The organism is Chondrinema litorale (genome assembly GCF_026250525.1).
Classification (GTDB): Bacteria; Bacteroidota; Bacteroidia; order Cytophagales; family Flammeovirgaceae; genus Chondrinema; species Chondrinema litorale.
On the sequence record NZ_CP111043.1, the window covers coordinates 3,840,298 to 3,853,030 of the forward strand.

The 12,733-nt window shown below is 34.3% G+C and carries 10 protein-coding genes; 3 read left to right on the forward strand and 7 right to left on the reverse strand.

All coding sequences use genetic code 11. The features are described from left to right. Positions 1–43: 43 nt before the first annotated feature. Positions 44–442, reverse strand: coding sequence for a hypothetical protein (locus OQ292_RS15885; protein ID WP_284683123.1), 399 nt, complete (start codon positions 440–442; stop codon positions 44–46). Positions 443–754: 312 nt separating this feature from the next. Here OQ292_RS15885 and radA point away from each other — a divergent pair, with 312 nt between their 5' ends. Next, positions 755–2,131, forward strand: coding sequence for a DNA repair protein RadA (gene radA / locus OQ292_RS15890; RefSeq protein WP_284683124.1), 1,377 nt, complete (start codon positions 755–757; stop codon positions 2,129–2,131). Positions 2,132–2,182: 51 nt separating this feature from the next. Here radA and dnaK read toward each other — a convergent pair whose 3' ends face one another. The 6 genes from dnaK to OQ292_RS15920 form a co-directional block, all read right to left on the reverse strand. Then, positions 2,183–4,117 carry a molecular chaperone DnaK gene (dnaK, locus tag OQ292_RS15895; protein WP_284683125.1) on the reverse strand — a complete coding sequence of 645 codons (1,935 nt, stop codon included), beginning with the start codon at positions 4,115–4,117 and terminating at the stop codon, positions 2,183–2,185. Positions 4,118–4,380: 263 nt separating this feature from the next. Beyond that, on the reverse strand, positions 4,381–6,756 hold the full coding sequence (locus tag OQ292_RS15900) for a sensor histidine kinase (protein WP_284683126.1): 2,376 nt from the start codon (positions 6,754–6,756) through the stop codon (positions 4,381–4,383). Positions 6,757–6,847: 91 nt separating this feature from the next. Then, a complete protein-coding gene (thiE, locus tag OQ292_RS15905; RefSeq protein ID WP_284683127.1) occupies positions 6,848–7,480 on the reverse strand; it encodes a thiamine phosphate synthase in 633 nt (210 codons plus the stop codon). A gap of 15 nt (positions 7,481–7,495) precedes the next feature. Beyond that, positions 7,496–8,185: a hypothetical protein gene (locus OQ292_RS15910; protein WP_284683128.1), complete on the reverse strand. Its 690-nt coding sequence runs from the start codon at positions 8,183–8,185 to the stop codon at positions 7,496–7,498. A 113-nt stretch (positions 8,186–8,298) separates the two neighbouring features. Beyond that, a complete protein-coding gene (locus OQ292_RS15915) occupies positions 8,299–9,921 on the reverse strand; it encodes an aminopeptidase P N-terminal domain-containing protein (RefSeq protein ID WP_284683129.1) in 1,623 nt (540 codons plus the stop codon). A 53-nt stretch (positions 9,922–9,974) separates the two neighbouring features. Further along, positions 9,975–10,526 carry a DUF2911 domain-containing protein gene (locus tag OQ292_RS15920; RefSeq protein WP_284683130.1) on the reverse strand — a complete coding sequence of 184 codons (552 nt, stop codon included), beginning with the start codon at positions 10,524–10,526 and terminating at the stop codon, positions 9,975–9,977. Between the two features lie 212 nt (positions 10,527–10,738). Between OQ292_RS15920 and OQ292_RS15925 the strand changes: the two genes are divergently transcribed. Both OQ292_RS15925 and OQ292_RS15930 read left to right on the forward strand, forming a co-directional pair. After that, a complete protein-coding gene (locus OQ292_RS15925; RefSeq protein WP_284683131.1) occupies positions 10,739–11,380 on the forward strand; it encodes a c-type cytochrome in 642 nt (213 codons plus the stop codon). 41 nt (positions 11,381–11,421) lie between these two features. Then, the gene (locus OQ292_RS15930) at positions 11,422–12,714 is read left to right on the forward strand and encodes an aspartate aminotransferase type Ic (RefSeq protein WP_284683132.1); all 1,293 of its coding nucleotides are present in this window, start codon (positions 11,422–11,424) and stop codon (positions 12,712–12,714) included. Positions 12,715–12,733 lie beyond the last annotated feature (19 nt).

Below are 12,733 nucleotides of genomic sequence, written 5' to 3' on the forward strand. Positions count from 1 at the left end.
AAAGAAAAGTGTCTGATAATGTTCACAGAAGTGTTTAAAAAACTTAAGCTACCTTTTTACTGCTTTTTGATATATCCATAATTTCAATAGCAGTTTTTATATCAGGAACGACTTTATAAGGTACTACAGGTTTCTGAATTAGAAAAATAGCATTAAATATAGATCGCTGTATAGCATCAGGAATAACATGAACCGTCATTATAATGACTTTCTTTATCAATTCCTTATTGTCAGTTATCCAATCTGCTTGAAGCTTTCTTAATTCAGAAGGAAGGTATGAAGCATAAGTAGTGTCTACGAGTAAATAAAGATCTTCACTATTTTTTACTAAAGAAGTAAGTTTCTCAAGGTAATTATTAAATTCTTCAGTAGTTGGTAAAATAGGACTAATCTTTACGTGAAGCGTATTTTTATCTAAGTAATTAAGCAGTGCAAAGTCCATGGTTTTGTTAATCTAAAAATTTACGTTAGTGTGTTAATTTTTGATTAGGAATTTTTTAAACGCATAGATTATGAGGCAATATTTTATTATATGTTAGTAACGGAAATACGATATTAATTCAAGATCATTGTTTAAAGATAATGAAATAATTTTTTGAAGAGTTGTTTATTAAGGATTCTATTTTTAAAGTTGGCCAAGATTTAGTATAAAATTTTAAAAATATATAATAAATCAAATAATTAATTTTATTTTTTTACTACAAATAAATTCTGCGAAAAGTGTTGTTTAGATAAATATAACTGTGTTTGAGGAATGGCTAAAAAAAGTAAGACTGCATATTTCTGCCAAAATTGTGGCTATCAATCGCCAAAATATATGGGTAAATGTCCTTCTTGTCAAGAGTGGAATACCTTACAAGAAGAGTTAATTGTACCCGAGACCAATACAGGTAAGTGGAACCCGATGAAATCTGGCGATACTAAAATGAACAAGCCCAAAATTATCTCTGAGATAGAATCTGTTAACGAAAAAAGAATTAATACACAAGATACAGAACTAAATAGGGTACTAGGTGGTGGAATTATGCCAGGAGCTGTTGTATTAATTGGTGGCGAGCCTGGTATAGGTAAGTCGACACTTATGTTAGAGTTGGCTCTTAGATTAAAGCATTTTAAGATATTATATGTTTCTGGTGAAGAAAGTGCAGAGCAGATTAAATCAAGAGCTGATAGGCTGCCATTTAGTTCTGAGAAGTGCTTTGTTTTAACCGAAACAAATACCCAAAGTATCTTTCAGCAAGTTTCTGAAGTTGATCCGGAAATAATGGTTATCGATTCAATTCAAACTTTAGCGAGTAATAGAATGGAATCGGCTGCAGGAAGTGTTTCCCAAGTAAGAGAGTGTACTGCAGAATTAATTCAATTTGCCAAAGAAACTTCCACACCTGTTTTTCTTATTGGTCATATTACTAAAGACGGTGGCTTAGCTGGGCCTAAGGTACTAGAGCATATGGTAGACACTGTATTGCAATTTGAGGGAGACAGGCATATGAGTTATCGTGTGCTGAGAACCATAAAAAATAGATTTGGCTCAACATCTGAGATTGGTATTTATGAGATGAGAGCACAAGGATTAAGGCAGGTTACTAATCCATCTGAGATTCTTATTTCCCAAAGAGATTCTGATTTGAGTGGGATTTCAATTGGAGCTACTTTAGAGGGAAATCGGCCTCTTCTTGTTGAAATTCAATCATTGGTAAGTACTGCCGCCTATGGTACACCTCAGAGAAGTTGTACAGGTTTTGATGCTAGAAGACTAAATATGTTATTGGCAGTTCTAGAAAAGAGGGGCGGCTTTCGATTGAGTTTATCTGATGTATTTTTAAATGTAACAGGGGGATTAAAAATAGAAGATCCGGCTATAGATTTAGCCGTTTGTGCTTCTGTAATTTCATCTGTTAATGATGTGAATATAGATAATAAAATTGCTTTTACTGCCGAGGTTGGATTAGGTGGGGAGATTAGATCGGTTAACAGAATTGAAAACCGCGTGGCAGAAGCAGAAAAATTAGGATTTAATGAAATTTACATTTCTAAATTTGGGGTAAAGTCGCTTCCAGAAAATAAGTTTAAAATTAAAGTTACACCAATTGGTAAGTTGGATGAACTTATTGAAAAACTATTTATATAAAAAAAAGCCACTCAATTCGAGTGGCTTTTTCACTATTTATGTTACGTGGAATTATTTTTTGTCTTTGTCGTTCACTTCTTCGAACTCAACATCAGTAACATCTTCTTCTGGTTTGCTTTCTCCACCTGCATCAGCACCAGCATCTGCTTGAGGCCCTTCTTGAGCACCAGCATCAGCACCTGGTTGTTGATACATTTCTTGTGAAGCAGCTTGCCATGCAGAGTTTAATGCTTCTAGAGAAGAGTCGATTCCATTGATATCTTTAGCTTCATGTGCTTTTTTCAAGTCAGCAAGAGCTGTTTCGATAGCAGTTTTGTTTCCTTCAGAAAGCTTGTCACCATATTCTTTAAGCTGCTTTTCTGTTTGGAAAATCATAGAATCAGCAGAGTTGATTTTTTCTATTTTCTCTTTTTCAGCTTTATCAGAATCCTCATTAGCTTTAGCTTCGTCTCTCATTTTTTGGATTTCATCCTCAGTTAATCCAGAAGAAGCTTCAATACGGATTTTTTGCTCTCTGTTAGTTCCTTTATCCAAGGCAGAAACATGAAGAATACCGTTAGCATCAATGTCGAATGCAACCTCAATTTGAGGAACACCTCTTGGAGCTGGTGGAATTCCGTCTAGGTGGAAACGACCGATAGTTTTGTTGTCTTTTGCCATTGGACGCTCACCTTGAAGTACGTGAATTTCTACAGAGGGCTGGTTATCAGCAGCAGTAGAGAATACTTGCGACTTCTTAGTTGGAATAGTTGTATTTGACTCTATTAGTTTAGTAAATACACCACCCATAGTTTCGATACCTAATGAAAGTGGAGTTACGTCAAGTAATAATACGTCTTTTACTTCACCAGTAAGTACACCACCTTGAATTGCAGCACCAATTGCAACAACTTCGTCAGGGTTAACACCTCTTGATGGTTTTTTACCAAAGAATTTTTCAACCTCTTCTTGAATTCTTGGGATTCTAGTAGAACCACCAACAAGAATTACTTCGTCGATATCTGAAGCAGACATACCAGCATCTTTCAATGCTAATTTACAAGGCTCCATAGTTCTTCTGAAAAGATCATCACAAAGTTGCTCGAATTTAGCTCTTGATAAAGACCTTACAAGGTGTTTTGGAACTCCGTCAACAGGCATAATATATGGCAAGTTGATTTCAGTGCTGCTAGAGCTTGAAAGTTCTATTTTAGCTTTCTCAGCAGCTTCTTTTAATCTTTGAAGCGCCATTGGATCTTTTCTAAGATCAATTCCTTCGTCACTTAAGAACTCTTCTGCTAACCAGTTAATAATTTTTTGGTCAAAGTCATCACCACCTAAGTGAATATCACCATTGGTAGATTTTACTTCAAATACACCATCACCTAGTTCAAGAACTGAAATATCGAAAGTACCACCACCAAGGTCAAATACTGCGATTTTTTGATCTTGATCTTTTTTGTCGAGACCATATGCCAAAGATGCAGCAGTAGGTTCGTTTATAATTCTTTTTACAGTAAGACCTGCAATTTCACCAGCTTCTTTAGTTGCTTGTCTTTCAGCATCGTTAAAGTAAGCAGGTACAGTTACTACAGCTTCTGTTACAGTAGTACCTAAGTAATCTTCTGCAGTTTGCTTCATTTTTTGAAGAACCATTGCAGAAATTTCTTGAGGTGTATATAATCTGTCACCAATTTTAACTCTTGGTGTGTTATTGTTACCTTGTTCTACTTTATAAGATAGGGTTTGCATCTCATTTGAAACTTCTGAGAATTTCTTACCCATAAATCTTTTAATAGACATAATAGTATTAGTAGGGTTGGTAATTGCCTGTCTTTTTGCAGGGTCACCTACTTTTCTCTCTCCCTTACCGTTGTCTAGAAATGCAACTATTGATGGAGTAGTTCTCCTTCCTTCACTGTTTGGAATTACTACTGGTTCATTACCTTCCATCACAGCAACGCATGAGTTAGTCGTACCTAAATCAATACCTATAATTTTTCCCATGATAATTTATATATTAATAATGTTCTGATTTTCTGTCTTAAGTCATTACTCAATGGTTATGCCAACAGATCTTTAATGACATTATGTCACAAAATCACTGACACTTTATAGAAGAAAATATTTTGATTGAAAAAATAAATTGGTGATTGGTAAAAGTTGTCATAAAAAGAAAGTAACAACCTGTCAGTTTGTGTATGCAAAATAAACAGATTGTTACTTTTTTGATGAAAAATGAAGGAAATAAGACGCTAATAATTGAATAATCAGCTTTTAATTAAGTCACCTTCAGGAATTTTATTAGGGAAATTGATTGTGAAAGAACTGCCCTTGCCATAGACTGATTGCAAAGCAATTGAGCCATTTATCTTTTTTAATGATTCTTTTAATATGTATAAACCGAGTCCCGATCCATTTTTTTCGGTATTAGCTCGGTAAAACATATCAAATATTTTTTCCTGATATTCTTCTTTAATTCCCTGACCATTGTCTTCTATTATAATCTCTGCACATGAAGAGTTTATATTGGCAGATATTTTAAAGAATGGATCACTTTTGTGTAGGTCAGCATATCTTATAGCATTAGAAATCAAGTTGCTGAAAATGATTTTCAATCTGCTTTTGTCTCCATAAAGAGGCTCAACTTGATTAATTGATACATGTTTTTTGATTAGTTCAGCTTGTGACATAAATTGAAAATCGCTAATAATATCATTAAAGAAACTATTGCAATCAATCTCCTCATATTTTACTTCTGTTCTTGAATTTCTTGATAGATGAATGATATCCTGAATAAAATTGTCTAGTTTTTTCACACTTTTTTCCTGTAAGTGCACATATTGTTTTATTGCAGCAGGATCTTGCTCTAGTTTCGAAATTTCAATTAATCCCATTAAAGAGGTTAGGGGAGCTCTTAAATCATGTGAAACACTGTAAACAAACTGGTCTAGTTCAGAATTAACTTTTTGTAATTCTTTATTATGGTTTTGTAATTGTCTTTCGAAGTTCTTTTGGGTGGTAATATCAAATGCTCTTACAGACACGCCTGTTATCTTGCCATCTTCGAATACTGGGAATAACCTAAATTCATAAATTAATTCTAAGCCGTTAATTGATAGGTTTTCTACAAAAAATGGACTTCTGCCAGTTAATGCTACTTTAAACCATTTATTCCATTTATTTAATATATTAGGAAAAATAGAAAGCTTTTCGTTTAGGTTTTCTCCAATATCAAAGTGTATGTTATATACATCTTTAATAAAATCATGAAAATTAGTATTTGCTTCGATTAGGTTTTGCCTTCTATCAACTAAGAATATGAGCTTGTCAGAATTATTAATTATATTTCTTAAATTATTTTCTGTGTGAGTTAGTGCTTCGTTTTGTTCATTTACTTTATTGCTTAATAATGTGTTTAGGTGCTTTTGCTCAGACATTATTTCATTTATATCGTTTTGCAAAATCCATGATGTTTCGAATAGATCATAGAACTCATCATCAGGGTCAATACTAGGTTTAATTGGAGTAAAGTGTTTATTCCAGGTAATACTGCCAAAAACTTTAGTAAGCTCTGCAATTCTTCCTGTTTGCTTTTCTTTAACAGAATCTAACGATTTCTTAGTTTCTAGGTATTTTTCTTTCAGTTCTTGGTAACTGAGGTTATCAATATTTTCTTCCTGGTTTCCAACCGGAGTTTCTTCATTTAATCCCTCTGAATGTGCAATTGCCTCTTCAAAGCTGCTTACAACTTGAATTTGGGTCATAATTTCAGGATTAAAAAAGCTATAAAGTCTGAAAAGTGTTTTTGCGTAAGAAGGTAAAATACAATAGCACATTTTCCATTTCTTAGAAATTTTTAATGCTTCATATTCAAACGTTTTCCTCGCCTTTCTGCTAACATATTTAACCTCAGACATGTCAATAATTCCACACTCTGTACTGCCACCATTAAATTCTATAACCTTATGTAGAATTTTATATGTCTCTACAATAGTGGTGTGATCTAAAACACCTTTAGATTTTGAATACACTATTTTATTGCTTAGTAAAGCAACACGGATAGCATATTTATCTTTTTTGCTTGAATAAGACCACTCTGGAAATGTGATAGAGTTTTGTAATGAAGACCTGTTATTATTTAATTGATTATCAATCGATTTCTTCTTTATTATAGAGCAGTAACTGTTAATGGTTTGGTCTGCAGAAGAATTGTCTTGATGCAAAGAGTAGCTCATACCTGTGATAAATGTGATAAACAACCGTGAAAGGATTAATACAGATTTTCGATGTTCGATGTAGGCTACGTGTTCAATATGACCGGCAGCAAATAGCTTTTGTATTTTATTTAAAAACTCTTTCCTTATTTTGAAAGAGGGAAGCAATAGTTGTCTGGAATCATATTTAACTATGAATGAAACATCTGGATTATATTTTAAAGCAATGCTCACAATATAATCCATAATACCGAACTCGCGCTTGAGATCAGTTATTTCCATTTTTCCAGAACAATCTACTTTTAAGATGTTATTACCTGCATTTGAATAAATGCTGTAACAACTCTGATAGTTAGATGTAGTACTTTTATATAGTAAAGAATTAGCATTAAGTTCTTTATAAAATTCAGCAGGAAGTTCCTTATGCATGAAGTTTTATTTTATGTTTCTTACTTATATTAATGCAAGTGCAGTACCTGTTTATTAGCGTATTAGCAAAAGTTTAGAAACATTTAAATATTTAACTTTTAATTACATGTCTAAATTTGGTTAACTTTTCGGGTTGTAAAGAGAATTGAAGTAGCTCTGAGACCGATGCAAGGCATTTTATGTCAGTATCGGCTAATTTTTGGATATTATCTAAATTTATGCCACCTACCGCAACTAGTGTATGTATAGATTTTTGAACAGCTTCTCTTATTCTTTCAGTACCCCATTCGGAGTGCGAATATTGTTTTGTAGATGTATGAAATACCGGGCCAGTGGCAATGTAATCTAATGGGAGTTGGTTTGTCTCTTTTATTAATTCAGGAAAATGTACAGAGCAGCCAATGACATAATTATCACCTAAAACTGCTCTCACTTTTAAAACTTCACTATGGTTAGCTTCTAGATGTATACCATCTGCATCAGATGGTATAACTGCATTTATGCGATTAGAAATGATAAGCGGAACCTGATAGGGAGTTAATATTTCTTTAATTCTTTTAGCATTCTCAATAAATAGAGGCTCTTTAATAAGATCATCTCTGTATTGTATAACATCTATCCCGTTTTTAACGGCTGTCTCTATTATTGAAAAAAGGTCTTTATCTCCATATAAGACCGGATCGGTTAACAGATAAAGACCTTTAATTTTAGCTTTATTTTTCAAAATAATAATTACTTTTTATTCAATACCTTCGTCTTTCAGATCTTCCAAATCATCTAGGTCGATATCATCCAAGGCATCTTTTAAATCATCCATGCTTACATTTCTGCCTTCTATTTGTACTAAAAATCTTTCGGCAACCATTACAGAAAGCTCACCACGTTTGTTATCAAACTGATATTTTTCAAAGCCTTTGTAACCGTTAATGGTAGTAGTTTTTTCATACTCGGTATCGCTTTCTCTATCCACTTCGGCCATTAACCAACCAGCAGACATAAAACCACCTAAACCACCAGCAGACATAAAGCCCATATCTGTAATTGTAATGTCGATTTTCTTATCTCCATCCTCGTACTTAGCTTCTGCTTTAGACATCTTAATGCCCATAGCTCCGCTTTTTTCACCTTCAGATTTGGTTTTGTCTATACCTGCCACATCATCAGGTAATAAGTCTTTAAGCACTCTAAAATCCACCGGTTCTACTTTACTCATGCCACTTTCTTCAACCGCTTTGGTCATTTCTTTCATGGCTTCTTGCATAGCAGCAGCAGGATTTTCCTTTATTTTTTCTTCCATACTTTGTTCATCCTCAGGAGCTTCTTCTTCTGTGTATTCTTCAGAATCATTTTCAGACGAACTGCCGCCACAACTCCAGCAAAGTGCCGAAATAGTTGTAATTAGAAATAAAAATTTAAGTGTTTTAATCATCTCTTTGTGTTTGTTTTAACTTCAACAAGTTAGTTACTTAATAAACTAATTAGTAAACATCTTTGAGGGTTTATTACTTAAATTTATTGATAATTTGGATGATTTAGTAAAATTTATTCTTTGCTGTCTATTGATGGCAATGAGAAATTGCTAAAGATGCTTTCTTGCTTCATCATCTTTTCAATTTCATCAGATTTTCTTGGCGCAAGTCCAGAAAGTAGTTCGTAACCATCTTGGGTAATAAGAATATCATCTTCTATTCTTACTCCAATTCCCCACCATTTTTCATCACAAGGGCTTCCTTCTGGAATATAAATACCCGGTTCTACAGTAAGCACCATGTTTGGCTCAAATGATTCGTAATTTCCTTTGTCATGCACATCAAGACCAATATGGTGTGAAACACCATGTGGGAAATAAGTATGCTCTGTTTCAATACTTTCTATAATTCCAAGCTTTACCAGACCTTCGTTAATTACTTCTCTTGAAACTTCAGTTGTAATACGGATAGATTCTCCCGGCTTGCAATGTTTAAATGATTCTTCTTGTGCTTTGTATACCAAATCGTAAATGGCTTTTTGCTCTTTGGTAAATTTGCCATTTGCTGGAATAGTTCTAGTAATATCAGCCGTGTAACCTCTGTATTCTGCACCTAAATCCATTAAAACTAGTTCGTTGCCAACTCGCATTTTATTGTTAGTAATATAGTGCAATACACAACCATTTGCCCCAGCTCCTACAATTGAAGGATAGCCTTCGTACTCTGCTCCATATTTCTTAAATACAAATTCGTGGATGCCCTGCACTTCAGTTTCTGACATGGTTGGTGTCATTGCTTTCATTACTTCTACTTGGCCAACACAAGAAATATTAACTGCTTTTTTCAATAAATCAACCTCTGCATCAGTCTTTACTTCTCTTAGAGTTGCCAACATGGTATTTAGGCTGTAAGTATCTAAGTTATTAGTACGTGGAGGAATAGAAGCTTTTACCATTTTTTTAGACTCAGGTGTTTCTGCAGCTAAAAATGCTTTAATGCTTTTGTCTTCTAAAAGGCTTGGTCGCATTCTAGCTTGCCACGAAATATATTGTGCAATATATTCTGCATTATCTAAGTCTTCGTTGCGCATCATATCATAGATGTACTCTTTTGTAGCATCGTAATCTTCTGGATATTCAGCTTTTGTTTTAAAACCCTCTATAAGGCTATACAAATCTGCTTCATCATTTGTATCTCTCACATCATTTTCAAAATCATAGAAAAATACTCTATCAAATTTGGTAAGATTAGGTTTATACGATTCAAAATCTTCTCCATTAAAAACCATCTCAATACCTAGTTTTTCTTTAATGCCTTCTGCTCCAAGTCTTTTTCCGGTCCACATTTCAGCTCTGGCATTTCTTTTCTGGCAAAAAAGTATTTCGTTGTATTTGTTGCCATCTTCATCTGTTTGCATTTCAGAGAAAACTAAAAGTACAGAATGCGGCTCAAGATAACCCGTGAGATAATAGAAATCTGGACTTTGGTGGTAAACATATTCTACATCGTTGGCTCTGTTTCTCACTGCATTAGCAAAAAATACAGCAACAGAATTTTCAGGAAGCATTTCTCTTAATGCATCTCTTCTTTGTTTATGAAATTCTTTGTCAAGAAAATCCTGAGGGTAGTCTTCATCCTGTGCTATACCGATCAGAGCTGATAGTGACAGGATAGTAAATAAAATGATTCTTCTCATTCGTAGATTTGTTATAGTTATTATATAAAGTGGTTTTTAAGTTTAACTCTTTATTAAGAAGTTGGGCTCACTGGAATTTTCACAATGGCATTGTCCCATGCTAATACCATGTTTACATGATTCCCCTGAGGTTCAAAAGTAATAGTAAATTGTTCAACTGGTGATTCGGGTTTATCTGCTAATACTTTGCTTCGGTGTATTTCTTTACTGTAATCTGGTTCAGAATAACCCCATTTTGCAATAGCTGAGTTTAATGCCACTGTCCATTCTTTTTGCCCCGGAACTGTGTAAAAACTATATGTGCCAGCATCAATCTTTTCTCCATTAAAAATCACACTTTCTCCAAAAGTAATTTTTGTAGGTTCGTTAGCTCCTGTGCGCCAGTAAGCGCCATAGGGTTGTAGTGCACCGTCTTCTTCAGTTCCAAAAATTACCCTTTCTTTTTTATATGGGCGGCAATAGCTAACATTTATGTTTAACCCATCTTCATTATGTTCAGCAGTTTCGGCCGGGCTATGGCTTCTTGTATTAAGTAATAGATAAGCTATGTATCCAGCAAAACCAATTACTAACACAGCTATGGCTAAAAGAATTTTTTTTCTCATTGTATAGTTTTTTTGTGATTGAACTCTTTTACTAAAGCTATTTACTTTTTAGCTCTTTTCAAGATGCTCACAGCAATATTAAAATTAAAACCTCAGATTTTTTAATTCAAACTAAATTACAGCAGTGGTTTGGAGTAGTCGGGGATGTGGCGTAAAATTGCCAATAATTTACAAAACCCTTGTTGGGGATAAATTAAAACCTAAAAAATCCCATGTTTACTGGACTCTTACATACGCATAAATTAGTAGTTGTACTTTTTCTTCTGATATACATAATCAAAACAGTTTTACTTTTAATCGGCAAAACTGAAAACCTTGAAATGTTTACCAAAAAGGTAAAAGTACCAGAAATGATCATCAGCTTTTTGTTTCTTGTAACAGGTGCTGTGATGCTTTTTCAACTACCCGAGATTAAAACATTACTTATCATTAAAATTATTGGTGTTTTTGCCAGTATTCCATTAGCAGTGATAGGTTTTAAAAAGAAAAATAAATTACTGGCCGTACTTTCATTAATTTTGTTATTCGGTGCATACGGATTAGCAGAAGTGAATAAAAGAAGGGTGGCAATTGCTCCTGTAAGTGCTGATGTAGTAACCGACGAGGCTGATGCCTCTTATGATCCATTAGTGCATGGTAAGGCTATTTTTGAAACAAACTGTGTGGCTTGTCATGGGCCAGCGGGAGATTTGAATGCTGTTGGTGCTAAAAACTTACAAACTTCTGAGTTGTCTGATGAGGAGGTTAGTACAGTTATAAGAAATGGAAAAAATGCGATGCCTCCTTATGGCAAAGTATTAAACGAAACAGAGGTTGACGCTTTAGTAGAATATGTAAAATCGATGAGAAAGTAAATTACACACATAAATAAATAATAACTCAATCTTTTAAGATTATGATTCCCAATAAAGAAACACTAGATCAACTTACCGACTCTTTTTCTGCATTACAAGAAGCATTTGACAAATACAAAGGAATGGATTTGAAGCTGGATATGACGAGAGGAAAACCAGCACCTGAGCAGTTGGACTTATGTAACGAAATGCTAGATTTACCAGGAGCAAGTGATTATAAAGCTGCTGACGGAACAGATTGCAGAAATTATGGTGGTTTAGATGGAATAGCAGAAGCAAAAGCTTTTTTTGCTGAATATATGGGTACAACTCCGGCAGAACTTGTAATTGGAGGTAACTCAAGTTTGGCCTTAATGCACGATACATTAATAAATGCAATGCTTAAAGGTGTGCCAGGTAGCACAGAACCTTGGGTTAAATTACCAGAAGTTAAATTCTTATGCCCAGTGCCGGGTTACGACAGACACTTTGCAGTTTGTGAGAAGTTAGGTATTAAAATGATTCCTGTAGATATGGATGAAAACGGACCTGACATGGCGAAGGTAAAAGAATTAGTAGCAAGTGATGCATCAATAAAAGGTATCTGGTGTGTGCCTCAATATAGCAATCCAACTGGTGTAGTTTATAGCGACGAAGTAGTGAAGGAGTTGGCAACAATGGAAACTGCTGCCACAGATTTTAGAGTAATGTGGGACAATGCCTATGCAGTTCATTATTTGAATGATGCAACTATTGTAGTAGCTAACTTATTAGATGCTTGTAAAGCAGCAGGGAATCCAGATAGAGTATTTATGTATGGCTCTACTTCTAAAATTAGTTTAGCTGGAGCAGGTATCGCAGTAATTGCTGCTAGCGAAGCAAACATTGCTTGGTTTAAAAAACAGATTTCTTTCCAAACAATTGGGCCAGATAAAATAAACCAATTAAGACACCTTAGATTTTTTACAGATGTTGATGGTTTAAAATCTCACATGGAAAAACATGCTGATATCTTGAAACCTAAATTTGACAAAGTACTTGAAATCTCTGATGCAGAATTAGGTGGAGCAGGTATCGCAACATGGAGCAAGCCTGATGGTGGATATTTTATTAGCTTAGATACACCAGAAGGTTGTGCATCTAGAGTAGTAGCTTTAGCTGCTGAGGCAGGAGTGAAAATGACTGCTGCTGGTGCGACTTTCCCTTATGGAAAAGACCCTGAAGATAAAAACATTAGAATTGCACCAAGTTTACCTTCTCTAGGTGATATAGATACTGCAATGAAAATTTTCTGTATTTGTATTAAACTTGCTGTACTTGAGAAATTTGCCAGCAAATCTGTAGCAAGTGCATAAGCAAAATAGAATTAGATAA